The organism is Halomonas sp. 111 (genome assembly GCF_052379685.1).
Classification (GTDB): Bacteria; Pseudomonadota; Gammaproteobacteria; order Pseudomonadales; family Halomonadaceae; genus Vreelandella; species Vreelandella citrativorans.
Window position 1 is genome coordinate 63,041 of the sequence record NZ_JBQSYV010000020.1, and the last position, 23,122, is coordinate 86,162.

At 53.2% G+C, this 23,122-nt stretch carries 21 protein-coding genes and 1 pseudogene; 9 read left to right on the plus strand and 13 right to left on the minus strand.

Going from position 1 to position 23,122, the window contains the following annotated elements:
- Window positions 1-40: 40 nt before the first annotated feature.
- On the minus strand, window positions 41-1,204 hold the full coding sequence (locus ACT3T7_RS14890; RefSeq protein WP_172117492.1) for a GNAT family N-acetyltransferase: 1,164 nt from the start codon (window positions 1,202-1,204) through the stop codon (window positions 41-43).
- A 181-nt stretch (window positions 1,205-1,385) separates the two neighbouring features.
- Between ACT3T7_RS14890 and ACT3T7_RS14895 the strand changes: the two genes are divergently transcribed.
- From ACT3T7_RS14895 to ACT3T7_RS14905, 3 genes and pseudogenes are all read left to right on the plus strand, one after another.
- Window positions 1,386-2,741, plus strand: a complete 1,356-nt coding sequence (locus ACT3T7_RS14895) for an aldehyde dehydrogenase family protein (protein ID WP_444631448.1) — start codon at window positions 1,386-1,388, stop codon at window positions 2,739-2,741.
- Window positions 2,742-2,917: 176 nt separating this feature from the next.
- Window positions 2,918-3,100, plus strand: a pseudogene (locus ACT3T7_RS14900) (EAL domain-containing protein); the annotation flags it as partial.
- A 41-nt stretch (window positions 3,101-3,141) separates the two neighbouring features.
- Window positions 3,142-3,993 (plus strand): MurR/RpiR family transcriptional regulator, encoded by an 852-nt coding sequence (locus ACT3T7_RS14905; RefSeq protein ID WP_193054458.1) that lies wholly within the window; start codon window positions 3,142-3,144, stop codon window positions 3,991-3,993.
- Between the two features lie 26 nt (window positions 3,994-4,019).
- Here ACT3T7_RS14905 and ACT3T7_RS14910 read toward each other — a convergent pair whose 3' ends face one another.
- Both ACT3T7_RS14910 and ACT3T7_RS14915 read right to left on the minus strand, forming a co-directional pair.
- Entirely contained in the window at window positions 4,020-4,373 is a 354-nt protein-coding gene (locus ACT3T7_RS14910) for a RidA family protein (protein ID WP_193054457.1), read from the minus strand.
- 71 nt (window positions 4,374-4,444) lie between these two features.
- A complete protein-coding gene (locus ACT3T7_RS14915; protein ID WP_172117488.1) occupies window positions 4,445-4,927 on the minus strand; it encodes an Lrp/AsnC family transcriptional regulator in 483 nt (160 codons plus the stop codon).
- Window positions 4,928-5,160: 233 nt separating this feature from the next.
- Here ACT3T7_RS14915 and ACT3T7_RS14920 point away from each other — a divergent pair, with 233 nt between their 5' ends.
- The 4 genes from ACT3T7_RS14920 (at window position 5,161) to ACT3T7_RS14935 (ending at window position 8,755) form a co-directional block, all read left to right on the plus strand.
- Complete coding sequence (locus ACT3T7_RS14920; RefSeq protein WP_193054455.1) at window positions 5,161-6,855, plus strand: 2-isopropylmalate synthase; 1,695 nt, start codon at window positions 5,161-5,163, stop codon at window positions 6,853-6,855.
- 127 nt (window positions 6,856-6,982) lie between these two features.
- On the plus strand, window positions 6,983-7,369 hold the full coding sequence (crcB, locus tag ACT3T7_RS14925) for a fluoride efflux transporter CrcB (RefSeq protein ID WP_193054454.1): 387 nt from the start codon (window positions 6,983-6,985) through the stop codon (window positions 7,367-7,369).
- On the plus strand, window positions 7,366-7,755 hold the full coding sequence (gene crcB, locus ACT3T7_RS14930; protein WP_193054453.1) for a fluoride efflux transporter CrcB: 390 nt from the start codon (window positions 7,366-7,368) through the stop codon (window positions 7,753-7,755). The genes crcB (ACT3T7_RS14925) and crcB (ACT3T7_RS14930) overlap by 4 nt, the downstream gene beginning before the upstream one ends.
- A gap of 31 nt (window positions 7,756-7,786) precedes the next feature.
- Complete coding sequence (locus tag ACT3T7_RS14935) at window positions 7,787-8,755, plus strand: arsenic resistance protein (RefSeq protein WP_444631449.1); 969 nt, start codon at window positions 7,787-7,789, stop codon at window positions 8,753-8,755.
- Here ACT3T7_RS14935 and cfa read toward each other — a convergent pair.
- The 3 genes from cfa to ACT3T7_RS14950 all read right to left on the minus strand — a co-directional run bounded on the left by cfa (window position 8,752) and on the right by ACT3T7_RS14950 (window position 12,450).
- On the minus strand, window positions 8,752-9,912 hold the full coding sequence (gene cfa, locus ACT3T7_RS14940) for a cyclopropane fatty acyl phospholipid synthase (protein WP_172117483.1): 1,161 nt from the start codon (window positions 9,910-9,912) through the stop codon (window positions 8,752-8,754). The two genes, ACT3T7_RS14935 and cfa, sit on opposite strands and share 4 nt — an antisense overlap.
- 167 nt (window positions 9,913-10,079) lie before the next feature.
- The gene (locus tag ACT3T7_RS14945; RefSeq protein ID WP_172117482.1) at window positions 10,080-10,937 is read right to left on the minus strand and encodes a universal stress protein; all 858 of its coding nucleotides are present in this window, start codon (window positions 10,935-10,937) and stop codon (window positions 10,080-10,082) included.
- Window positions 10,938-10,959: 22 nt separating this feature from the next.
- The gene (locus tag ACT3T7_RS14950) at window positions 10,960-12,450 is read right to left on the minus strand and encodes a SulP family inorganic anion transporter (protein ID WP_444631450.1); all 1,491 of its coding nucleotides are present in this window, start codon (window positions 12,448-12,450) and stop codon (window positions 10,960-10,962) included.
- Between the two features lie 518 nt (window positions 12,451-12,968).
- On the opposite strand from ACT3T7_RS14950, the gene ACT3T7_RS14955 reads away from it, so the two are divergent.
- Entirely contained in the window at window positions 12,969-13,982 is a 1,014-nt protein-coding gene (locus tag ACT3T7_RS14955) for an isocitrate dehydrogenase (protein ID WP_444631451.1), read from the plus strand.
- A gap of 348 nt (window positions 13,983-14,330) precedes the next feature.
- Here ACT3T7_RS14955 and ACT3T7_RS14960 read toward each other — a convergent pair whose 3' ends face one another.
- Together ACT3T7_RS14960 and ACT3T7_RS14965 are read right to left on the minus strand one after the other, a co-directional pair.
- Complete coding sequence (locus tag ACT3T7_RS14960; protein ID WP_087111990.1) at window positions 14,331-14,981, minus strand: peroxiredoxin; 651 nt, start codon at window positions 14,979-14,981, stop codon at window positions 14,331-14,333.
- Window positions 14,982-15,146: 165 nt separating this feature from the next.
- Window positions 15,147-16,178 (minus strand): CNNM domain-containing protein, encoded by a 1,032-nt coding sequence (locus ACT3T7_RS14965; protein WP_172117479.1) that lies wholly within the window; start codon window positions 16,176-16,178, stop codon window positions 15,147-15,149.
- Window positions 16,179-16,427: 249 nt separating this feature from the next.
- Here ACT3T7_RS14965 and ACT3T7_RS14970 point away from each other — a divergent pair, with 249 nt between their 5' ends.
- Window positions 16,428-17,699, plus strand: a complete 1,272-nt coding sequence (locus ACT3T7_RS14970) for a methyl-accepting chemotaxis protein (protein ID WP_444631452.1) — start codon at window positions 16,428-16,430, stop codon at window positions 17,697-17,699.
- Window positions 17,700-17,798: 99 nt separating this feature from the next.
- On the opposite strand, the gene ACT3T7_RS14975 is transcribed toward ACT3T7_RS14970, so the two are convergent.
- From ACT3T7_RS14975 to ACT3T7_RS14995, 5 genes are all read right to left on the minus strand, one after another.
- Window positions 17,799-18,266 (minus strand): S-ribosylhomocysteine lyase, encoded by a 468-nt coding sequence (locus tag ACT3T7_RS14975; RefSeq protein WP_444631453.1) that lies wholly within the window; start codon window positions 18,264-18,266, stop codon window positions 17,799-17,801.
- Window positions 18,267-18,314: 48 nt separating this feature from the next.
- Window positions 18,315-18,662 (minus strand): putative quinol monooxygenase, encoded by a 348-nt coding sequence (locus ACT3T7_RS14980; protein WP_444631454.1) that lies wholly within the window; start codon window positions 18,660-18,662, stop codon window positions 18,315-18,317.
- A gap of 46 nt (window positions 18,663-18,708) precedes the next feature.
- Window positions 18,709-19,401 (minus strand): haloacid dehalogenase type II, encoded by a 693-nt coding sequence (locus ACT3T7_RS14985; protein WP_444631455.1) that lies wholly within the window; start codon window positions 19,399-19,401, stop codon window positions 18,709-18,711.
- 118 nt (window positions 19,402-19,519) lie between these two features.
- Window positions 19,520-20,953: an aspartate aminotransferase family protein gene (locus tag ACT3T7_RS14990; protein WP_444631456.1), complete on the minus strand. Its 1,434-nt coding sequence runs from the start codon at window positions 20,951-20,953 to the stop codon at window positions 19,520-19,522.
- 90 nt (window positions 20,954-21,043) lie between these two features.
- The gene (locus ACT3T7_RS14995; protein ID WP_172117475.1) at window positions 21,044-22,540 is read right to left on the minus strand and encodes an NAD-dependent succinate-semialdehyde dehydrogenase; all 1,497 of its coding nucleotides are present in this window, start codon (window positions 22,538-22,540) and stop codon (window positions 21,044-21,046) included.
- Window positions 22,541-23,122: the final 582 nt, after the last annotated feature.

Below are 23,122 nucleotides of genomic sequence, written 5' to 3' on the forward strand. Positions count from 1 at the left end.
AAGGCAGTAACGGCGCGCATTATGCCACTATGCAGAACCATCAGCGAGCCGCAGGCACTTTAAAAGGCAGCGCTTGAAAAGCCGCCTCACGATACGCGCTCACTTGGGCGCCCTCCGCTTGGCAAAATTGGGCAACACCCGCCGCCAAGCCAGGATGGTTCATATAGTGCAGGGAACGAACACGTTGAGGGGCGAAACCGCGTACTAACTTATGTTCCCCCTGGGTACCTGGGTCAAAGCGCGTCAGCCCATTCTGCAAACAGTACTCAATGCCTTGGTAATAGCAGGCTTCAAAATGCAGACAATCGGCCTCCACTTCACTCCCCCAGTAGCGGCCATACAGCGTGTGCTCACCACGAAAATAGAGCGCCGACGCAACCGGTTGGCCATTCAACTGCGCCTGCACCAGCATCAATGTTTCGGGCATGGTCTGGCGTAACCGTTCAAAAAAGGCATGATTTAAATAGGGCGAACGACCGCGCTCCAGATACGTCATTGAATAACAGCGATAGAAGTGCGTCATTGTTTCCTGGGTGATCTCCTGGCCCTCCAGGCGCACCACATTTAGCCCCTGTTCGGCCACCAAGCGCCGTTCACGCTTGATCATTTTTCGCCGTTTGGATGTCAGGCTTGCCAGGAAACCATCAAAGTCGCCAAAACCTGCGTCTTGCCACTGGAATTGAAGCCCTTCGCGGACCGTTAATTGGGGAAACTGCGCCTGCCAGGCCGTCACGTCATGCTCATCGGCAAACAATAAATGCCAGCTGGAGAGCGCCTCCTGGTGACAAAGCGTTTGCCAGGCTGACGCTAACAGAGCACGGATAGCCTCAGCATTTAGATGGCTAGCAAGTAGCGTGCGCACCCCCGGGACGGGAGTAAACGGGATAGCGCTGAGCGCTTTAGGGTAATAGGTGCCACCGGCTCTCTCGAACGCTTCCGCCCATCCCCAATCAAATACATACTCACCGTAAGAGTGATGTTTACGGTACATGGGCAGTGCGCCTACCAATTGGCCTGCACGCCAAACGCAGGCATGGCAGGGCTCCCATCCTGTCTCACGACTCACCGAGCCACTCGCCTCCAGCGCATACAAAAATGCATGGCGCAGAAAAGGCTGATCGTGGCCGACCAAGGCATCCCACTGGCTTGCCTCAATGTTTTCCATGGCGGATAGAGTAGAGAGTTCTAACGAGCACGCAGACATGATATCTCCCAAGAGCAAAGCGTTGGCGCCCTGTTATCCCGTCTTACTTTATCATTAACGCAGCGTTACCCTTACTATCGTCTTAACTACCGTCTTAGCCTTACGACACGAACATTAACGTAGCGCTTACAAGCCACTATTGCGCCCCAAGACATCCAGGTACGGAAGATAAGGAGCGGTTATGCAGCACGATTTAACAGGTATCTTTAATGCCCAACGACACGCTGTTGATCAAACGCCTTTTCCAACGCTAAGTGTTCGTCGCGCACGATTGGCACGTTTAGCGCAAATGACCAAGCGTCATCAGCATGAGATTGTGCGGGCTATTCAAACGGACTTTGGCCAGCGTAGCGACACAGAAATCCACTTGGCGGAAATTAGTGCCGTGCTACAGGCCATACGTTATGCGCGCCGTCACCTCTGGCGCTGGATGCGCCCCTGGCGCGTCGGTGTGCCTTGGCGCCTGTTACCGGCACAAGCACGCATAGCCCCGCAGCCATTGGGCATCGTTGGGGTTATTTCCCCCTGGAATTACCCGTGGAGTCTTGCGCTACTGCCCGTTATTGACGCCTTTGCCGCCGGTAATGTTGTCATGCTAAAGCCCAGTGAGCTAACACCTCACACCAGCACCTTGCTCGCTCGCTTGGCTTGCCAATATTTTACCCAGGATGAACTCGTCGTCATTCAAGGAGATGCATCGACCGCTCAGGCATTTAGCAAGCTTCCCTTTGATCACCTGGTGTTTACCGGTTCGACCAGCATTGGACGTCACGTGGCTAGTGCTGCGGCAGCCAACCTTACGCCAGTGACCCTGGAGCTAGGCGGTAAATCCCCCGCGCTGGTGGCAGGTGATGCCGACATGGATAAAGCGGCCACGGCCATTATATTCGGCAAGGGGCTTAACGGTGGGCAAACGTGTTTGGCACCCGACTACGTTCTTGTAGAAAGCCGCCATCTTGAGTCCCTGGTTAGCGCACTAAGCCGTGCTATTGTCCAGCAGCGCCCTGATAGCAGAGAAGCAACCAGCCCGATCAATGATGCCCATCGCGCACGCGTAGAGGGCCTGCTGACAGAAGCCCGTAACCACGGCTGCCGAGTCATCGATCACGGCAACCATGCCCCTGCGCTGGTTATCGACCCCACCCAAACACTTTCTGTGATGCACGAAGAGATTTTTGGCCGCGCGCTCCCCGTTATCGGTGTTAAAAATATGGAGGCGGCGATTGGGTTTGTGAATGCACGTCCGCACGCTCTAGTGGTATATACGTTTACTAATGATAAAACGCTTCAAACGCGGTTACTGCAACAGACTCGTTCCGGTGCGCTTGTTTTTAATGAAACACTGCTCCATCACGCGGTCCCCACCTTACCGTTTGGCGGTATCGGTGAAAGTGGCATGGGGGCTTATCATGGGCGCCACGGTTTTGAGCGCTTTAGCCATTTACGTGGTGTGTTTTATCAAACAAAACACGCTACCAGCAGAATTTTGCAGCCGCCCTACCGGCGCTGGCTTATGAAACTGCTTCGTTTACGTTAAAGCTTATTCATTAGGAGCTGTTGGCGTTTCATTGCAGAGATATTGGCAGGATAAGAGCAAACCCGCAGAGTAGAGGCTCCGGCACTGATTGCCGAGTTACCTTCTGGCGCGGCGCTAGTGGCTGATAAAGGCTATAACAGTGGTGCTATGCCGCCCCTAATAAAAACGCAGTTGATCGCCAACTTGCCGTTATGATTACCCAATTAGCCTACGCGGTGGGTTGTGATATTGTGGCAGAAGGGATTGGAACCGCCGAACACGCCGCCGATTTACACTCTATCGGTTGCGAAGCAGCGCAAGGGGACTATTATGCTCGACCACTGCCAGCCAATGTGTTTGTTGCCTGGTGTAAAGATTAGACATCACAACTTCCGCCCCACACTGCTTTGGAGCCTGCTTAATGGCGCATGACTTGCTTGACCGCTTACGCGAACGCTTAGAAGAATTAAACCGCTCCGAGCGTAAAGTTGCTAACGTGATCCTGGACGATCCGACAGCCGCTACCAGCTTAAGCATCGCAAGCCTGGCCCAAGCCGCCAGTGTCAGCGAGCCGACCGTTAACCGGTTTTGCCGCAATTTTGGCGCCAAGGGATATCCCGACTTTAAAATCAAGCTCGCGCAAAGCCTGGCGGGTGGGACACCCTACGTGACCCGCGCCGTTGAGCCCGGCGATACGGCGGCCCAATACACGCAGAAAATTTTTGGCGCCACCATTGCCGCGCTGGATGAAGCCCAGCGTGATATTGATATGGCGGCCATTGAACGAATGGTCGACTACCTAACCCAGGCAAAGCAGATTCACTTTTTTGGGTTAGGCGCATCAGGTGCCGTCGCTCAGGATGCCCAGCATAAGTTTTTTCGGTTCAATCTACCGGTCATGGCCTACGCCGATGTATTGATGCAGCGCATGGTGGCGGCGTCCTGCCATACGGGCGATGTGGTGGTGATTATTTCCTACACCGGACGCACCCGTGAGCTGGTAGATATCGCCCGTGTAGCGCGCGAATCTGGCGCTGTTGTGCTGGGTATTACAGCCCCCGCGTCACCGCTTGCCAACGAGTGCAGCGCCACGCTTAACGTGGCAACCCCTGAAGACACCGACCACTACATGCCCATGACGTCAAGGGTGATTCAGCTTACCTTGATTGACGCTCTGGCCACCGGCGTCACACTACGGCGTGGCGAAGACTTCTTACCGCACTTGAAAAAAATCAAGGACAGCCTGCGCGACACCCGCTTTCCGCTGGACTAGCTCAACCAGCTAGAAAGTCTTCCGTTCTATACGGCGGTGGTCACGGTTATTTCTACTTTTAACTCGTCGGCAGGCATCGGGGCACATACGCAGGTGCGCGCTGGCGCGTAGCCTTCGGGTACCCAGGCATCCCACACCTCATTCATGGCGACGACATCGCTGCCGTCCTTGAGATAAATCGTGGCGCTTAATAGCTGCTCACGGCTTGAGCCGATCTCTTTTAACAGCGCATCGACACGCGCCAGCATGCTTTCTGTCTGCGCCTTAATATCGCCATGACGCGCCTCAGGCCCGGCAACCTGACCACACAAATAAGCAACCCCTTGGTGGATAACGGCGCGACTCATGCGGGCCTTGGTATCGTGACGTTCGATCGTCATAGAACACTCTCCTAAAAAATGGGAAAAAAACAGTGTAAACGGCGACTCAGTGACTGACCACGCTTTCCTGTTCAGCGCTGTGTGGGTACCGGCCGATGTTCAAAAACCCGGCGTAACACAAAGCTGGTATGCGCCCCTGTGACACCTTCAATACGGTTAATAACGTGCAGCAGTAAATGCTGATAATCATCCATATCCTGGACTAAAATCTTTAGCTGAAAGTCGGCAGCCTGCCCGGTAATGATCAGACATTCGATCACGTTGGGAATTTTTCGGATGTGGCGTTCAAAGTTCTCAAACCGCTCGGAGGTATGCTGGTCCATGGCAATATGCAGCAGTACCATCAGTTGGTAGCCCAACTGGCGAGCATCTACCTCAGCGCGATACTGCATAATCAAGCCGTGCTCTTCCAGCGCACGCACCCGGCGTAAACAGGGCGATGCCGAAAGGCCAATTCGATCAGCCAATTCCTGGTTACTGATCCGCCCTTCTTGCTGCAGAATCGTCAAAATCTGGCGGTCAAAACGGTCAAGCGTCAATGGCGTCACCGACATAAACAGCAGCCTCTGCTAAGAAATTATAAATTATTAAAACATACTGCCAATTAATGCCATTTTTATTCATTTTTAGCAACAACCTAGCGCTATAAACCCGTTACACTATCCTCACTGCCAAAAGCAGTTAACGGTTGTGTGCCATACTCTGCATCATGAGTCTGCACCGATGAACAAAGGCCTACCTACAAGCGGCCAGTTTTCCAAGTCATTAACCCCTTAGGAATCTCATCATGTCTGCTTTCGATCATCGTAAATATCGCCCAGCACCGCGCGTTCCTGCGTTTAACCGTCAATGGCCTGACCGTGACCTTGATCGTGCGCCGATCTGGGTAAGTGAGGACCTACGTGATGGTAACCAGGCGCTGCTAGAGCCGATGACCGTTGAGCAGAAAAAGCGCTTCTGGCACCAGATCGTCAAGGTGGGCATTAAAGAAGTCATGGTGGGGTTCCCTTCCGCCAGCCAACCCGACTTTGATTTTGTGCGCTGGTTAATTGAAGAAGATCAGATTCCTGAGGATGTCACTATCGCGGTGCTGGTGCAGTGTCGCGAGCATTTGATTGAAAAAACCTTTGAAGCTTTAGTGGGTGCCAAGCGCGCTATTATCCACCTGTATAACTCGACCTCGACCATTCAGCGCGAGCGCGTGTTTGAGATGGACCGCGACGGTATTACCGATATTGCCGTTCAGGGCGCTACCTGGGTTAAACAGTATGCCGAGCGCTATCCAGACGTTGCCTGGCGTTTTCAGTATTCACCGGAGAGCTTCTCCAGCACCGAAATCGACTTCTCGCTGGCGATTTGTGAAGCGGTGATGGACGTTTGGCAGCCAACGCCTGAGAACAAGTGCATTCTCAACCTGCCGACGACCGTCGAAGTGGCTGGCCCTCACCACCATGCCGACCAGATCGAATACTTCTGCCAGCACATCAGTCGTCGCGATAGCGTGATTATCTCGGTGCATACCCACAACGACCGAGGCGGTGCAGTAGCCTCAGCCGAACTTGCCTTGCTTGCCGGTGCCGACCGTGTGGAAGGCACGCTGCTGGGTAATGGCGAGCGTACCGGCAACATGGACATCATCACGCTGGCCATGAACCTCTACAGCCAAGGGATTGATCCTAACCTTGATCTTTCCAACCCGGATGAAATCATTCAGGTCGTTCACGAGTGCACCGGCATTACCATGCACCCACGCCACCCTTGGGTAGGTGAAATGGTGTATACCGCCTTCTCTGGTAGCCATCAGGATGCGATTCGTAAATCCCTCAAGCACCAGAAGCCCGACGAACCGTGGCAAGTGGCTTACCTGCCGATTGATCCCCACGACATTGGCCGCGACTACCAGGCCGTGATTCGAGTCAACAGCCAGTCCGGCAAGGGCGGCATGGCCTTTTTGCTTGAGCGCGACTACGGCATCAACCTGCCACGCTGGATGATGCTGGCCTTGGCCCCCTATGTACAAAAAGAGAGCGAAGAGCGCGCCAGCGAACTCTCAAGCGAGATGATCCGCCAAGTGATGTTCGATAACTTCACCCAGGAAACGCCACTGTCGCTAGCGGACTATCAGCTTTCCAAGGGCCAGCACGAAGGGCTTGAAGTGACCTTGTGGCAAGGTAGCGAAACCCTGCGCCTGTCTGGTTCCGGCAACGGTGCCATGTCGGCCTTTACCGCTGCCTGGCAGAAGCACTCCGGTGTTAACGTGACGATTATCGACTACAGTGAGCACTCGTTGGGCGGTGGTAGCGAAGCCAACGCCATTGCCTTTGTACAGTTGAGCATTGATGGCCAGCGCATTTGCGCCGTTGCCGAAGATAGCGACACGGTGAGCGCTTCTTTGAAAGCCCTGATCTCGGGCATCAACCGCGTCGCCACTACACACGCGGAGGCAGCGCCAAGCCATCAGGGCAGCGTCCTGCCAGCCTAACGATCTATAAGTAATACACTAATGCCTTGCGCGGCTACCCACGCAAGGCATTTTTCTGCGCCTTGAAAACGCATGTTAGAATTGGCCGCTTATCGAAGACCCCCTTTTGTTAGTCAGTGGAGAAAACATGGGTCCAGGCATCGCAAGCGTACTGCTTATCGCGCTGGGCGGCGCACTCGGGGGAATGGCCAGGTTTGCTCTTTCCAACCTGTTAGCGCGCTGGCTGGGCAAGGCGTTTCCCTGGGGCACGCTCGTTGTTAACGCGACCGGCGCGCTGGCCGCAGGCTGGCTATTGGGCCGCCAAGGCCTGCCTGACACACCAACGGCGTTCTGGCTGTTTAGCGTAACTGGCCTACTCGGCGGCTATACCACGGTCTCATCGTTTAGCCTGCAAACTCTTGAACTTTGGCAAGGCGGTCAATCGGGCCGTGCGGCACTCAACATGGGCGGCACACTGGTGCTGGGCATTGGTATGGCAGCGTTGGGCTGGGTGCTGGCAGGGTGCCGCGTATGAGGACTTGGAAATGCTACCTTGCCGTCGGGGTTGGTAGCGGCCTGGGCAGCGCACTGCGCTACGCCGTATCGCTTGTCTCCCAAGCGGCCTTGGGTAGCTATTTCCCGTGGGGCACGCTGATCGTCAACGTACTGGGGTCGGGTTTGATCGGCTGGATAGCCGCCACCGCGCTACGTGCACCCCATAGCAAACTGACCTACTGGCACCCGCTGCTCGTGGCAGGTTTTTGCGGCGGCTTTACGACCTTTTCACTGTTTAGCCTGGAAACGCTGCATTTCCTTAACCATGGCCAAGGCTGGTGGGGGCTTTCGTACGTGCTGGTGAGCCTGCCGCTATGGCTATTGGCCGCCATGGCAGGCGAGCGCTTGGCACTTCGCCGCCAATAAATACTCAAGAAAAATCACTCAGGGAAAACCAATGCGCGAGCAGATGGAAAAACACCAGTGCTGGATTTACCTGGTCTGCATTGGCCTAGGGCTGGCCTTGGGCGTTGTGTCACCGGCGCTGGCCGATGTGCTGGAGCAGTTACTGTGGCCGCTGTTAGGCCTTTTGATGTACACCACCTTTAGCCAGATTCCTTTGCTTAGCGTGGCGCGCGGCCTTACCGACGGCCGCTTTATGACGGCGCTGCTAGTGGGCAACTTTATCGCCATTCCGGCCTTTCTGGGGCTGGTGGTCGCTTGGCTGCCGCTCTCACCTGCGGTATTGGCCGGCGTCTTGCTGGTACTGCTGGTGCCCTGCACCGACTGGTTTATCAGTTTTACTCACTTGGGCAAGGGAGATGCGCCCCGCGCTGTCGCGGCCGCTCCGCTGCTGCTACTGGTGCAGATGGTCGCTCTACCTATTTATCTCTGGCTCTTTCTGGGATCGGAGTGGTTTCATCTGGCACTCTCCACCTCACTAATCGTTGCCTTTGCGGGCCTTATCCTGTTTCCCTTGGCGCTTGCCGGGCTAACGGAATTTGCTGCTACTCGGCATAGGCGCACCAAGCGCGCCATCTATCACCTGGGCATACTGCCCGTGCCACTGCTTGCCTTTGTGGTCTTTATTATTGCAGCGTCACAGGTCAACCATCTGGGCGGGCTGTATCATGTGATGACTCAGGTCATGTTGATCTTCATGGTTTTTTTAGTGTTTGCGGGCTGGCTGGGTCGTGCGCTGGGCAGGCTGTTCCGTTTGCCAACCGCCAGTGCCCGCACGCTGGCTTTTAGCTTTGGCACACGCAACTCGTTTGTCATGCTGCCCATCGCCTTGGCTCTGCCTGGCGCATGGCAACCCGCAGTCGTAGTGATTATTTTTCAGTCACTGGTAGAGCTTTTTGGAATGATCTTCTATCTACGCTGGGTACCCGGTAAATTGCTGCCTGACCGTGAGCGAGGCAACTAGCTAACCCGCGCGTATCCTCCCGCTACACCCTGTTTGCTGAACACCAGTTGCCACAGCTGAATCTCACGTGCTCTAAAGGCTCCCGCACAACTCAACAGGTAGTAGCGCCACATACGATAAAACGTTGGATTAAACTGACCTTTAAACTGGGGCCAATTGGCTTCGCTATTGTGATACCAGGCCATCAGCGTTTTATCGTAGTCAGCTCCAAAGTTATGTATATCTTCCACCACAAAAAGCGTTTCAGCCGCATCGGTAATATGGCTTAAGGTAGGCAACTCGCCATTCGGAAAAATGTATTTATCAATCCAGGGGTCGGACATCGTCGTACCAAGGTTTTTGCCAATCGTATGAAGCAAGAAAAGGCCTTCATCCTTTAGGCAGCGACTGACCACTTCCATATAGGCGCGATAGTTTTTACGGCCCACATGTTCGAACATGCCAATACTAACAATACGATCAAATCTTTCAGTTTCATCGCGGTAATCCTGTAAACGGAACTCTACCGGCAAGCCTTTTTTGATCAATCGTTTACCAAAATCCGCCTGCTCTTTGGAGATGGTCAGGCCGACACACTCAACGCCATAATGCTCGGCCGCATAAGCCATAAAGCTCCCCCACCCACAGCCGATATCAAGTACGCGCATACCCGGTGCTAACTGCAGCTTTCGGCAAATTAAGTCCAGCTTCGCCTCTTGTGCTTCATCTAGCGTGCACGCGTCTTTCCAATAACCGCAGGTATACGTCATACGCTGGTCAAGCATGGCCGCATAAAACTCATTGCCAAGATCGTAGTGCTTCTCGCCCACTTCCCAAGCCCGCTTAACGCTTTGTCGGTTTAACAACCGAGTACGCAACGCGTGATAAATCAATTGCGTGGGCTTAATACGTTGATGCAATTGCGCGCGCAGCAAGCGGGTAAAAAATACGTCCAACCGATCGCAGTCCCAGTCCCCCTGCATATAGCTTTCACCTAAGCCCAGATTGCCACGCGCTAGTGCATTTTCGATCACACCAGGCGCTTTAAGCTGCATATCCCAAGGGCGATCGCCGTTGAACTGTATATCAGCCTGGGCCATTAGGCTGGCTGCAAAGCGATGAGAGGAAGAGGTGGGATTAAACGGCTGTGATGTTCGTTCAAGCGTGGGTAGATTCACGTCAGGCTCCTTACGCTACTCAAGAGATGAATAGTTCAAGACACTCTTAAATAAACATAGAAGCTCATTTCAGCATTTGCAGATTTTAATTTTTCCCTTTTTCATTGTTAAAAAGTCGCTCTACTAACCCGTAGCAAAGCGACTTACCGTAGGAACACAAAAGAGACTTAGCGCAAAATAAGAACGGGGATACGGCTGCTACGCAGCATCGCTGTCGTCGTGCTGCCAACCAACAAGTGGCGGATGCGCGAGTGCCCATAAGCGCCCATGACCAAGAGGTCAATGGCGTGCTCTTGTTCGTAGGTTTGCAGCACATCATCTACATTGCCGTTGCGGATAGCGCCTTCTGCCTTGTGGCCTGCTTCACGTAGGGTGCCTAGCGCCCAACCAAGCTCCAGGCGATTCTCTGCATTGTCCGTATCCACCAGTAGTACATGGCACTCGCTGCCTGAAAACAGTGGCGAACGGGCTAGCATTTCCACACCTTTGCGAGCCGTTTTGCTGCCATCATACGCAATCAATACTTTTTCAGGCTGCTTGAACGTGGCGGGCACCATCAAAATAGGGCGATGCATTTCACGCACCACCCGCTCAAGGTTGGAGCCAAGATGCTCGCTGGCTTGATGAGCCGTCTCGCCGCGCTTACCCATCACCAGCAGGCGCATTTCATTTTCAAGCCCGACCAGTGTTTCCACCAAAGTACCGTTCAGTTGGCGAGTAACGGCGTTGCTAACGCCCTCTTCAACGGCGCGCGCTTGGGCTGCTTCCAGCATCAACCTGCCCTGTTCGCGGTTGACCTTGGCACGCTTCTCATCAAGGCCCATCAACTCCTCCAGCAAGCGCTCGCGGGCGCCAAAAAACAGCTGGCCCGAAAGATCCGGCTCGCCTGGCACTTCTGAATGGTTATCGGCCACATGCACAAAGGTTAGCGGCGCGCCCAGCGCAAGGCTTGCCCAAGAAGCGTAATCGCAAACGCCTTGCGAAAACCGGGAACCATCAATTGCGGCAACTACATGTTCCGGCATGCTGCTCTCCTTTATTAGATGCTTAGTGGCCATCCATCAGTTTTTCGACCGCCTTTGGATCGTTGTGCATCGCGTAGCGGTCAACCACCGTGGCGCTGGCTTCGCTCATCCCAACCAACACGACGTCAGTGCCTTCACGGCGGAACTTGATAACGACCCGATCAAGTGCCTGTACAGCGGTAACATCCCAGAAGTGCGCGTTGGATACATTGATCGTTACCTTGTCCAGGCTCTCCTTGAAATCAAACGCCGCCATAAAGCGCTCGGAAGAGGCGAAGAAGACCTGCCCAACGACCTGATACTCACGCTCCCGGCCCGCCTCTATCTCAGTAGAGCCGATGTACATGATATTGCCAACTTTATTGGCAAAAAACAGCGCCGCCAGCAGCACGCCAACAAAGACCCCGATCGCCAGGTTATGGGTACTTACGGTCACAGCGACCGTCGCCAACATAACAATATTGGTACTGAGAGGATGCTTTTTAATATCCCGAATCGACGCCCAGCTAAAGGTGCCTATCGACACCATGATCATGACAGCTACCAGCGCGGCCATGGGGATTTGTGAGACCCAGTCGGCGAGAAACACGACCAACAGCAGCAGTACAACGCCCGCAATCAATGTGGATAGCCGCGTACGGCCACCGGATTTAATATTGATCACCGACTGACCAATCATGGCACAACCTGCCATACCACCCAGCAACCCGGCACCAATATTGGCAACACCCTGGCCTTTGCACTCGCGGTTTTTATCACTCGAGGTGTCAGTTAGATCGTCCACAATGGTCGCTGTCATCATCGATTCCAGCAGACCCACCACACACAGCATCAAGGCGTAAGGCAGAATAATCATCAAGGTTTCAAGGTTAAGCGGGACATTCGGCCACAGGAAAATCGGCAGCGTATCGGGAAGTTCGCCCATATCACCCACCGTGCGAATATCCATACCGCTCACCATATACACAATGGTTAACACCACGATGCACACCAGTGGCGAGGGTAGCGTTTTACCGATCACCGGCAGATAAGGGAATAAATAGATAATGCCTAAACCGGCCAGGGTCATGACATACACATGCCAAGTGACATTGGTTAGCTCAGGTAACTGGGCCATAAAGATCAAAATGGCCAACGCATTCACAAAGCCAGTAACGACCGAGCGCGACACAAAGCGCATTAGCTCAGCGAGTTTTAAATACCCGGCAATAATCTGAAACACCCCGGTTAGAAGTGTTGCCGCCAGCAAGTACTCAAGGCCATGCTCGCGCACCAGCGTGACCATCAATAGCGCCATGGCGCCAGTGGCCGCAGAGATCATCCCCGGCCGCCCACCGGTAAAGGCGATAATCACCGCAATACAGAACGAGGCATAAAGACCTACTTTCGGGTCGACGCCTGCGATAATCGAGAACGCGATCGCTTCGGGAATCAGCGCCAGCGCGACGACCAGGCCCGAAAGAGTGTCGCCTTTAATATTGGAAAACCACTCATGCTTGCTGAAAAGTGCCATTCAGGGAGTCCATCGTTATTGATTAAACAAGACGCGCTAACTCCGCCCCACAGGGCCAGATGTCACGTCATTCAAAACCAGATTGTATGAGTCAGGCTGCAGGATGAAGACGCCAGGAGCGTCAGTAGCCAAATAACGGCAATAGAATGCCGTAACGCCGTGGAAGCGCTTTCGCGCCATGGCGTTTTCGAAAGAGGGAATACCTAGGGTGGAGTCATCAACCCAGTGGTAAGTACTACAGATGTTGCCAATGAACGTTTCACTGCGCAGATGCCTTGCCGAGATATTTTACGAAGTTACCCTGCCACTGAAGGTTAAGCGGCAGAACCGGCGCAGAGTTTACCAGCAACCTACCTCTTCTGCACCCCGGCGCACTTGAGGCCTGGCTGTAAATAGCCAACGCAGGATGCGCTTCGGCGTCACCATCGCTTACCATGGGTATCAAGCGCGTAAGGCGCCATCATTGAACCTGGTCAACATTTCGACCAACGCGTTCCCATCTTCCAGAGGAGTAGCACATGAGCCATTCAATTGCGGTGATTAAAGGCGATGGCATTGGGCCTGAAATTATGGATGCCACCCTGCGCGTGCTCGATGCGCTAGAGTGCGGCTTTGAGTACGAGTTTGTAGATGCAGGCCTGTCAGCGCTGGAAAATCATGGAACGTTGATCCCGCAGGCATCGCTTGATGCTATAGAGAAACACGGCATTGCGTTGAAAGGCCCGCTGACCACGCCCATTGGCAAGGGCTTCTCCTCCATTAACGTACAGCTACGCCGTCACTTTGATCTTTATGCCAACGTACGCCCGGCGATCAGCTTTCCTGGCACTCGTTCGCGCTTTGAAGATATCGATATGATCACCGTACGCGAAAATACCGAAGGTGCGTATTTGTCTGACGGCCAGGAGATGATCGACGACGGTAACACCGGCATTTCGGTGATCAAGGTAACCCGTAAAGGCTCCGAGCGTATTGTGCGTTATGCGTTTGAGCTGGCCAAAAGCAGTGGCCGGAAAAAGGTCACTGCAGTGCATAAAGCCAATATTATCAAGACCAGCTCTGGGCTGTTTTTGGATGTGGCGCGTGAGATCGCAAGCGAATATCCCGACATTGAGTTTCAAGAGATGATTGTCGATAACGCCTGCATGCAGCTGGTGATGAACCCGCATCAGTTTGATGTAGTGGTTACCACGAACCTGTTTGGCGATATTCTCTCAGACCTGTGTGCAGGCCTGGTGGGCGGGCTGGGCTTGGCACCTGGCGCTAATATTGGTGAAAGAGCGGCGATTTTTGAAGCGGTACACGGCTCAGCCCCTGACATTGCGGGTAAAAAGCTCGCCAATCCCTGCGCTCTATTGTTGGCTGCAGCACAGCTGCTTGATCACCTGGGCATGGCAGACAAAGGCGAAACTATCCGCCACGGCATTCGCTCGGTGTTAGAGACCCGCCGTGACATGGTCACGCCCGATATGGGTGGCACGGGCAACACCGATACCTTTGCACAAGCGCTGGTTGAGTACGTCCACGCCTAAATATTCAGCTTGAATACGTTTCGTTAGCTATCTGCGCCCTTTCATCAAGGGCGCTTTTGGTTACGAGCCCTGCTTGCCCACTGCTAGCCAACCAACAATCACACAGCGTGTTGAAGAGGGCGAAATGACCTAAACACTTACACCGCGTTATGCGCAATACAGGCCAGACCGCCCAAACCATTGCGGAAGCTCAGCGGCTAACCAAAACCTTCAACTAACAGATCAGCGTATCAACCGCGGTTAAACAACGTGTGTTAGCAACATCGTCATGGGTTATCAGGCGCCATTAAAAAAGCCCCAAGGCGTTAATAACCCTGGGGCTTTAGTAAGAACGCTATGACTGCGCGCTTATTTTAGTGATGTTTTACGCAGGTAAGGCAGCACCGCGTCAAACTCACCAAATTTTTGCTTGGCATCGTCATCTGAAACGCTTGGCGGAATAATAACATCCTGGCCAACTGTCCAATCAGCGGGAGTCGCCACACCGTGTTTAACGGTTGCCTGCAGGGCATCCAGAGCACGTAGAATTTCAGCGAAATTACGCCCTACCGTCATGGGATAGGTCATGGATAGCTTTAGCTGCTTATCCGGCCCAATGATAAACACCGAGCGTACCGTGGCGCTGTCGGCTGGCGTACGGCCATCCGGCAGATAGGCATCTTCGGGCAGCATATCAAACAGTTTGGAAACCTTAAGGCCTTCATCGGCGATGATCGGAAAATCAACGTCGCTGCCGCTATACCGGGTGATATCGTCGGCCCAGCGTTTGTGATCCTCAACGCCATCAACCGACACACCAATCACTTTAGTACCGCGCTTTTTCCACTCGGCGCTTAGCGTGGCTACAGCACCAAACTCCGTGGTGCAAACCGGCGTAAAGTCCTTGGGGTGTGAAAATAAAATAGCCCAGCTATCACCAATCCACTCGTGGAACTGGATAGGCCCTTGGCTAGTTTGTGCTTCAAAATCGGGAACGACCGCATTAATACGTAATGACATTGTGCCTCCTTCGCGGGTGATTACTGCTTTTAATACCTTAAACCACCTTTAAGCAATCCACTATAGAACATTTAGTGCTAAGAAAGCGAATATTCACCCGTGCTATTGGCTGACGTTCAAAGGTCAGCTCCCGTCACTTTTGAAGTACCCTTTCGCACGGCTAGCCTAAGCGCTAGCCTTGGGGTCTTTATGCTTTACACGTGTCAGCCAGCGCTGCTTGGCGTGATGCCTTAAATTAGCCACGCTGTCAGTCTCATCAATGATGTCCTGACCCAGGATGGTTTCAATAATATCTTCAAGCGTAATCAGGCCTACAAAGGTGCCATGCTCGTCATACACAACGCGCATGTGCAGATGGTCCTTGAGCATTGAAGCAAAAACCTGCTCTACATTGTGCGCAATATCGACACTGCCAATGGGGTGCATAAGCTCGCGCATGGTCTTGGCGTCATCGGCGTGATACATATCGGATTTATGCACATAGCCAAAGGCCATTTCACCGTTATCCATAACGGGAAAGCGCGTAAAGGATGTCTTCCCGTACTGCTGATCAAATGTTTTGACGTCCATATTAGGGGGCACTGTCACGCATACCGTTCTTGGCGTCATAGCCTGGCTTACGGCAATGTCATGCAAGTTAAGCATATTGATGATGGTGCGCGACTCGTCGGCATCCAACACCTTTTCCTCAAGCCCTACGCGCGCCAGCACTTTGATCTCATCACGTAGATCAACATCATGCTCTGACGTACCCAGCCGACGCGTAATCTGCTCCGACATCCAGATAAAGGGCAGTAACCCCACTATCATCGGCTTTAGTAAACGCGGCAAAAGTGGTGCCAGCCCGCGCCAATAAGTGGCGCCAATCGTCTTGGGGATAATTTCAGACAGCACCAGAATCAGCATTGTCATGACAGCAGACACAATGGCGATGGAGGCTTCGCCGAATACCACTGCCGCTTGCGCGCCCACTGCCGTTGCACCAACGGTATGCGCAATTGTATTAAGCGTCAGTATCGCCGCCAAGGGCCGGTCAATGCTGGTCTTAAGCTGATTAAGCGAGGCATGCAGCTTGGGTTTCTCTTCTTTTAGCCTGGCAATATAGCTGGGCGTAATAGAGAGTAAAGCCGCTTCAAGAATAGAACACAAAAAAGACAGTGCGATGGAAAGCGTGGCAATCGTGATGAGAAGGAACATGAGAACCTGAGGTGGTGAGTATAAGTGTTTATAGGAGCAATCTAGATGTCTGTCAATAGACCTCTGTACGCCTTTTCAGGCATGGATAGCGCTCCCTGCTGGCTCAATTTCCTCCTCTCTATAGCTGGTACTTGTCATCTTCGTTACGCAGTTTTATATTGCAAAAAGTCAACTATAGTTAAAGCGCTCCTGCTCCTTCCTATTTGGCTACTTCTTTTTTAGCTGCTTCCTAATATAGAAGGCAAAAAAATGCGTATAAGCTTTTTTAATGCCCCTCTCTACCTCGCCTTAAAACGCCATACGTCGTGTATTCGATTTACGCCTCAGGGCATTATTAAGGATGCCAGCCCGCCTTTTCTTGAGGCGATGGGCTATCAACTAGACGATATAAAGGGTAAGCATCACCGCATATTTTGTGATGAGCAGGAAGTCAGCAGTACCGAGTATCAGCAGTTTTGGCACTCATTAGCGGCAGGGGATAGCCGTCAGGGTCGTTTTTGTCGCGTACGTGCCAACGGTGAAGAAGTCTGGTTAGAGGCGACGTATGTGCCTATACGAAATTTTCGAGGCCATGTGACGGAAATCCTGAAAGTAGCGAATGATGTCACCCAGCGTCATCAAGAATCTCAACGGCAAAAGGCCGTGCTAAAGGCGCTCAATGACTCAATGGCCGTCATTGAGTTTACCCCTCAAGGGGAAATACTCGAAGCCAATAAAAACTTTGAAGCCGCGATGGGGTATCAACAAAAAGATATTATTGGTCAACACCACCGTATGTTTTGCCCACCTGACTTCTATCGTAACAATCCTGATTTTTGGGAGCGCTTGGCCCAAGGGGACTTTACCAAAGGCCGCTTTGAGCGCATCACTAAAAATGGCCAAAGCATCTGGCTAGAAGCCACCTACAACCCTGTTAAAGATGAAGATGGCAATGTGACCGAGGTCGTAAAATTCGCAGCGGACATCACCCAACTGGTCGACAAAGCCAACGCGACAACGGGAACAATTGGCTCCGCCCAAACCAGCACGTCACAAATTGAGCGTACCGCCAAAGATAGCCTCGACCACTTGGATGAGATGGTAAAGGGCTCAGAGCAAGCCGCTCAAACGCTGGCCCAGGCACAAGAGCTGGTAGAGGCCCTGCATAAACAGTCGCAAAGTATTCATGCGATTACGGCCTCTATTGCCAAAATAGCCAGCCAAACCAACCTGCTTTCTCTTAACGCCGCGGTTGAAGCCGCCCGCGCCGGTGAACAAGGGCGCGGCTTTGCCGTGGTGGCTAACGAGGTACGCCAACTGGCTAAAGGGTCCAGCGAAGCCGTGGCACAAATTTCCCAAGTGCTAAAAGACAACAGTAACCTTGTCGAACGCACCACCGAAGCCATGCAACAGGTCATTCAACAAAGCAAAGCCGGGCAATCCAGGGTTAGCGAAATTGATGCGATTGTGAACAAGATTCTCCACGACGCTCAGGACGTCGCCCGCTCTATTGAGCAACTGGCCGCTGATACGCGGTTATAAGAAACGCTCAAACAAAAACGCCTCCGTGAAGAAGGCGTTCTTGTTTTCTCTGCAGCGGCGTCAAACGAACGGTCTTAAAAACGGTTTGAAAAGGCCGTTTTATGCAAACACTTGCGTCCATTCGCCACGCTTGGCAAGCAGGTCACGAGCAAGCTTCTGGGCGCCTTCCAGGCTGTGGCTCGCGGCCCAGCCGCACTGCATTTCGTTACAGGCAGGCACTTCAGTGGCCACCAGAACGTCGTTCAGCGTTTGCTCAATGATGGTTAACACGTCGTCGTAGTTATCGTGATTGATCATCGCGATATAAAAGCCGGTTTGGCAGCCCATCGGGCTGATATCGACCACTTTATCGGTATGATTACGCGATAGTTCAGCCATCAAGTGCTCAAGAGAATGCAGCGCAGGCATCTCCATGTGCTCTTTGTTCGGCTGGCAGATACGCAGATCATATTTATGAATCTGGTCGCCGTTCTGGCCCTGTTTGATATCAGCAAGACGTACATAAGGCGCTTTAACCTTGGTATGGTCCAGGTTAAAGCTTTCAACGTTCATTTTCGTTTCGGTCATGGTTGCTCCGCGTTTATCGGTGTCGTGGACCCATTCTACACGCTGGGGTTATACCTTGGGGGCATCAAAATTCCACGGTTCATCGGTATACACGCATACGTTGGCATCTTCGATATCGCCATCCGGTGATTCAACGTGCTTGGCAAAGAAGTCCTGGATCTCTTTACGCTGACAATGTGCTTCAAACTCTTCACGGCTCGCCCAGATTTCATGGAATACAATCGGATAGCTGGTGCCTTGAGCGAAGGGATTATCGATCTGGCGGGTCACCGTGTAGTGAATGCAGGCATCTTCCCGGTGTGTGTTTGGCTCCAGCGACTGAAGCGCTTTAAACACCGTTTCCTCTTTGCCTGGTTTGGGTTTGAAGCCAGCAATACAGTAAATTTTCTCTGACATGATCGTGTCCTGATATATGAATCGTACGTCATTATGCGGCTTGTTCTTATCGGTTAACAACCTGGCAAATAATACGCTCGGCCAAGGCCTCCAAGTCAGGCACCGTCATATCAGGTTCAATGCCCCAGGGATCAAAGGGCGCATCGGAATGACGCCGCACCCAGGCACTTCGCAGCCCGGCATGGGTTGCACCAATCACATCAAAGGCGTTGCTTGAAATTAACCAGGTATGCTCAGGGCGCGCTTCCAGCTGTGAGCGAAGATAGCTATATACCGCCGGGTCTGGCTTAAAGCGCTTGATATCATCCACGCTGATCACCGCATCCATGTGGCTTTCTACACCGGCACGTACCAGTAACTGAGTTACCGCCTCCGTCGTGCCATTGGAAAACGCCACGCAACGAATGCCCGCGTCACGCAACTGATCAAGCGCATCCACCACATCCGGGAAGGCGGGAAGCTCTGCATATACATCCATGAGGTGGTCGTGGTCATTGTCAGAAAGACCTGCTTGCAGCGCGCGGCTGGTAAACACCAGAGCTTCTCTCGTGCATTCTGGAAAAGGCACATAAGCGCCCATTAAGGCATGCCGAAAGCTGTACTCAAGCTGCTTTTCCCACCAGCGCTTGGCAAATTCTTCTGCGTTGGAGGCATCGTTAAGTCGCCGTTCGAGTTCCGCCGTAACGCCTTGGGTATCAATCAGCGTGCCATATACATCGAAAGCCAATACCGGTTGCATAGCCACTCCTAACGTATCCGTTCACCGTCACTGTATTTAGTAGCATAGCTTCCCACCCCAAAAACAAAAACGCCGCTGCATAAGTAAGCAGCGGCGTTACCAGATCAGCGTCTTTTCATTAAATCGTCAACGCAGCTTCCTGATGGCCCGCTTTTAAATCGCCTGAGCGGGTAAGTTCATCGGTTACCCGGTCAATGGCGCGCTTGGCACGGCCAATCACGTCATCAACTTCTGAGCGGTTAATGGTCAGCGGAGGCGCAAAACCTAAAATGTCGCCTTGGGGCATGGCGCGAGCAATCAGGTTCTCTTCCATGGCGGCGGCGGCCACTCGCGGTCCTACTTTGAGGGCAGGGTCAAAGTGCAGGCGCTGCTTGGCATCCGGTGAGAACTCAAGCGCGGCCATTAAGCCAACACCGCGTACATCCCCCAAGAGCGGATGGCCTTCAAACGTGGCCTTAAGCTGCGCCTGGAAGTACGCACCGGTTTCAGCCGCGTTGCCCACCAGGTTTTCACGCTCGATGATATCCAGGTTGGCAATACCGGCGGCACAGCCCAGCGCGTGGCCAGAGTAGGTCCAACCGTGACCGATTGGGCCAAACTCCCCCGTGCCCTGCTCAAGCACTTGCCATACTTTTTCACCCACAATCACGCCAGAAAGCGGCTGATAGGCGCTGGTCAGGCCTTTGGCAATCGTGACTAGGTCCGGCTTCATGTTGTAGTGGTGGCTACCAAAATCAGAGCCGGTACGCCCAAAGCCACATACCACTTCATCGGCAATCAACAGTACATCGTACTTGGCCAATACCGCCTGAATCGCATCCCAGTAACCTTCGGGCGGCGGTACGATACCGCCTGTGCCCAATACCGGCTCGCCGATAAACGCCGCCACCGTATCCGGGCCTTCTTCGAGGATCATCGCTTCCAGCTTGTCGGCACAGAAGGAGGAAAACTCAAGCTCCGTCATGCCATGCTGCTCGGCGGCACGCAGGTAGTAGTGCGGCGCTTCAGTATGCCGAATGGTATCAATCGGCAGGTCAAAGTGGTCATGAAACGCCTTAAGACCGGTCAAGGAACCAGAAGCAATGCCCGAACCGTGGTAGCCGCGCATACGCGAGATAACTTTTTTCTTCTGCGGGCGGCCAAGTACGTTATTGTAGTAACGCACAATTTTCAACTGGGTTTCATTAGCGTCACTGCCCGACATGCCGTAGTAGACCTTGGACATGTTCATGCCAGCGATTTTCAGAATACGCTCAGAAAGCGCGATCTGCGGCTCGTTCGAGTGGCCGACATAGGTGTGGTAGTAAGAGAGCTCCATCGCCTGCTTGTAAATGGCTTCGGCAATTTCCGTGCGACCATAACCGATATTAACGCAGTAAAGCCCGGCAAAGCCGTCGATAAATTCGCGGCCATCCTTATCCACGATATTGATGCCTTTACCGCCGGTAATCACACGGCCCGGCGCATCGCCATGGGCGAAGTCACGCAGGTGGGTAGAGGCGTGAAAAGTGACTTTGCGGTCGCGTTCGATCAGGTCCTGATGTTGGCTCATAACGTTCTCTCTGTACAATAAACCTTCCTACAGTCAGGAAGATTTTTTTTAAAATTAGTAACAACGTAAATTTTTATACCATCAGCGCAGCTAGCTTCCCGAAACCGACCCCAGCGCGCCTAAGCAGTAATACTTGGTTTCGAGGTACTCGTCGATACCGGTGGCGCCGCCCTCACGGCCAAGGCCAGACTGCTTCACGCCGCCAAAGGGTACCGGTGGGCCGGTCATCTTGACGGAGTTTACACTGACCATGCCGTACTCCAGCGCACGCATCAGCTTCCAGATCCGGCGGATATCATGGGTATACACATAGGCCGCCAAGCCATACTCAGTATCATTGGCAAGCTCAATAACTTCTTCGTCGCTCGAATAAGCGGTAATCCCGGCCACGGGGGCAAAGTTCTCTTCCCGCCAGACTTTCATTTGTGGCGTTACGCCTGTTAATAGCACCGGCATAAAGAAGTTTTCGCCCGGCGCTTGGTTCTGGTCTCCCATCACCAGCGTGGCGCCCCGAGAAATCGCGTCATCGACAATCGAGGCGGCCTTCTCTACCGCCTGGCGGTGAATCAGCGGGCCAAGATCGATCTCGCCCTGCAAACCATTGCCGACGGTTAATGCCGCCATGCGCTCGGTAAACTGTTCAACAAAGGCGTCATGAATGGATTCGTGCACCAGAATCCGGTTGGCCGCCAAACAGTCCTGCCCCGCCGTTTGAAACTTGGCGTCTACCGCCGCGTAAGCCGCCTCTTTGGGGTCCATATCCGGCCCAACGATAAACGGCGCATTACCGCCCAACTCCAGTGAAAGGCGCTTAACGGTTCCCGCACTTTGCTCCATTAACAGGCGGCCAACGCGGGTGGAGCCGGTAAACGATAGCGCCCGGATGCGTGGCTCGCTGCACAGTATTTTAGAAACCTCGGCAGGCTCACCCAAGACAACGTTAAAGATACCGTCCGGTATGCCTGCCCGCTCGGCTAATTCTGCCAGCGCCAGCGCTGAAAAAGGCGTTTCATTGGCCGGTTTCACAATCACCGGGCAGCCAGCAGCCAGCGCGGCCGCCGCTTTACGGGTAATCATTGCCAGCGGAAAATTCCACGGCGTAATCATCGCGGCAATACCAACAGGCTCTTTAATAGTGCCCAGCGAGGCATTAGGAATATGGCTGGGGATCGTTTCCCCGTAAGTGCGCTTACCCTCTTCCGCAAACCAGCGCACGAAACTTGCTCCGTACTCTACTTCGCCCCGTGCATCGGGCAGCGGTTTGCCCTGCTCCAGGGTCATGATGGTCGCCAGGTCTTCGCGGTTGGCCTGAATCAAATCGTACCAAGCCAGCAAGCGCTCGCAGCGTTCATCGACACGCAGTGCGCGCCAGTGAACAAAGGCTGCCTCAGCGGCATCCACCGCCGCGGTAATCTGCTCGGCTTCAAGCAGAGGGATATGCCCGATCGCTTCGTTGGTTGCTGGGTCATACACCGCTTCTTCACGGCCACCTTCCCCATGCGTCCACTTGCCATTCACATAAGCGTACTGGCGAAACAGGCGCGGATCTTCTAGCCGTTTCACCAGCGTGGTCGATAGTGTGGTCATGGGCACCTCCCCTGGTTGAAGCCATTAACCGGCGACAAACCGTTGCACGTTGACGATTGAAAAGACCGGCTTTTGGCCGATCCTTTCGATGTGCCTAGCGTAAGGGAGAAGACGCACGAAGTGTTTTTGAAAGCGAAGTGGTTTAACTTGGTTTTTTTTGTCTAGACCGCTTTTACAGCAGTTTTTTTGGCGCTAGCCGCCAAGCCGAGACTAACTGACAAAGGCGATACCTAAAGAAGTCTAAACATTCGTTATGTTGTGGTATACCTACCCTTTCAACAAAAATGGCCGATGATGCCATGTCGGTTTTAAATAAATTTCACCTTACGCTATGGCCTGCCCTGCTAAAACGACTGGTTTTAAGATCTTACCCCTGTAAAGATCGCGTAATGCCAGCTCTACCGGGCCAAGGGGAGCGTCGTGTATCAACTTCCTTACTTTAAGCAGCTTTCCCAACAAATTAATGGCACAACAGTTCGGAAAAAGTACGACGTAGATCGGCACGACGAACGTCTATACTCGCTGAACGTGGTCACTACGCTCTTGGCAATTTTTTACTTTTCTTACACGTTGGTGGATATC

What these genes read in the sequence shown, in the direction of transcription:
- ACT3T7_RS14890 (WP_172117492.1), bottom strand. Translation starts at nt 1,204, where the DNA reads ATGTCTGCGTGCTCGTTAGAACTCTCTACTCTATCCGCCATGGAAAAC.
- ACT3T7_RS14895 (WP_444631448.1), top strand. Translation starts at nt 1,386, where the DNA reads ATGCAGCACGATTTAACAGGTATCTTTAATGCCCAACGACACGCTGTT.
- ACT3T7_RS14905 (WP_193054458.1), top strand. Translation starts at nt 3,142, where the DNA reads ATGGCGCATGACTTGCTTGACCGCTTACGCGAACGCTTAGAAGAATTA.
- ACT3T7_RS14910 (WP_193054457.1), bottom strand. Translation starts at nt 4,373, where the DNA reads ATGACGATCGAACGTCACGATACCAAGGCCCGCATGAGTCGCGCCGTT.
- ACT3T7_RS14915 (WP_172117488.1), bottom strand. Translation starts at nt 4,927, where the DNA reads ATGTCGGTGACGCCATTGACGCTTGACCGTTTTGACCGCCAGATTTTG.
- ACT3T7_RS14920 (WP_193054455.1), top strand. Translation starts at nt 5,161, where the DNA reads ATGTCTGCTTTCGATCATCGTAAATATCGCCCAGCACCGCGCGTTCCT.
- crcB (WP_193054454.1), top strand. Translation starts at nt 6,983, where the DNA reads ATGGGTCCAGGCATCGCAAGCGTACTGCTTATCGCGCTGGGCGGCGCA.
- crcB (WP_193054453.1), top strand. Translation starts at nt 7,366, where the DNA reads ATGAGGACTTGGAAATGCTACCTTGCCGTCGGGGTTGGTAGCGGCCTG.
- ACT3T7_RS14935 (WP_444631449.1), top strand. Translation starts at nt 7,787, where the DNA reads ATGCGCGAGCAGATGGAAAAACACCAGTGCTGGATTTACCTGGTCTGC.
- ACT3T7_RS14945 (WP_172117482.1), bottom strand. Translation starts at nt 10,937, where the DNA reads ATGCCGGAACATGTAGTTGCCGCAATTGATGGTTCCCGGTTTTCGCAA.
- ACT3T7_RS14950 (WP_444631450.1), bottom strand. Translation starts at nt 12,450, where the DNA reads ATGGCACTTTTCAGCAAGCATGAGTGGTTTTCCAATATTAAAGGCGAC.
- ACT3T7_RS14955 (WP_444631451.1), top strand. Translation starts at nt 12,969, where the DNA reads ATGAGCCATTCAATTGCGGTGATTAAAGGCGATGGCATTGGGCCTGAA.
- ACT3T7_RS14960 (WP_087111990.1), bottom strand. Translation starts at nt 14,981, where the DNA reads ATGTCATTACGTATTAATGCGGTCGTTCCCGATTTTGAAGCACAAACT.
- ACT3T7_RS14965 (WP_172117479.1), bottom strand. Translation starts at nt 16,178, where the DNA reads ATGTTCCTTCTCATCACGATTGCCACGCTTTCCATCGCACTGTCTTTT.
- ACT3T7_RS14970 (WP_444631452.1), top strand. Translation starts at nt 16,428, where the DNA reads ATGCGTATAAGCTTTTTTAATGCCCCTCTCTACCTCGCCTTAAAACGC.
- ACT3T7_RS14975 (WP_444631453.1), bottom strand. Translation starts at nt 18,266, where the DNA reads ATGACCGAAACGAAAATGAACGTTGAAAGCTTTAACCTGGACCATACC.
- ACT3T7_RS14980 (WP_444631454.1), bottom strand. Translation starts at nt 18,662, where the DNA reads ATGTCAGAGAAAATTTACTGTATTGCTGGCTTCAAACCCAAACCAGGC.
- ACT3T7_RS14985 (WP_444631455.1), bottom strand. Translation starts at nt 19,401, where the DNA reads ATGCAACCGGTATTGGCTTTCGATGTATATGGCACGCTGATTGATACC.
- ACT3T7_RS14990 (WP_444631456.1), bottom strand. Translation starts at nt 20,953, where the DNA reads ATGAGCCAACATCAGGACCTGATCGAACGCGACCGCAAAGTCACTTTT.
- ACT3T7_RS14995 (WP_172117475.1), bottom strand. Translation starts at nt 22,540, where the DNA reads ATGACCACACTATCGACCACGCTGGTGAAACGGCTAGAAGATCCGCGC.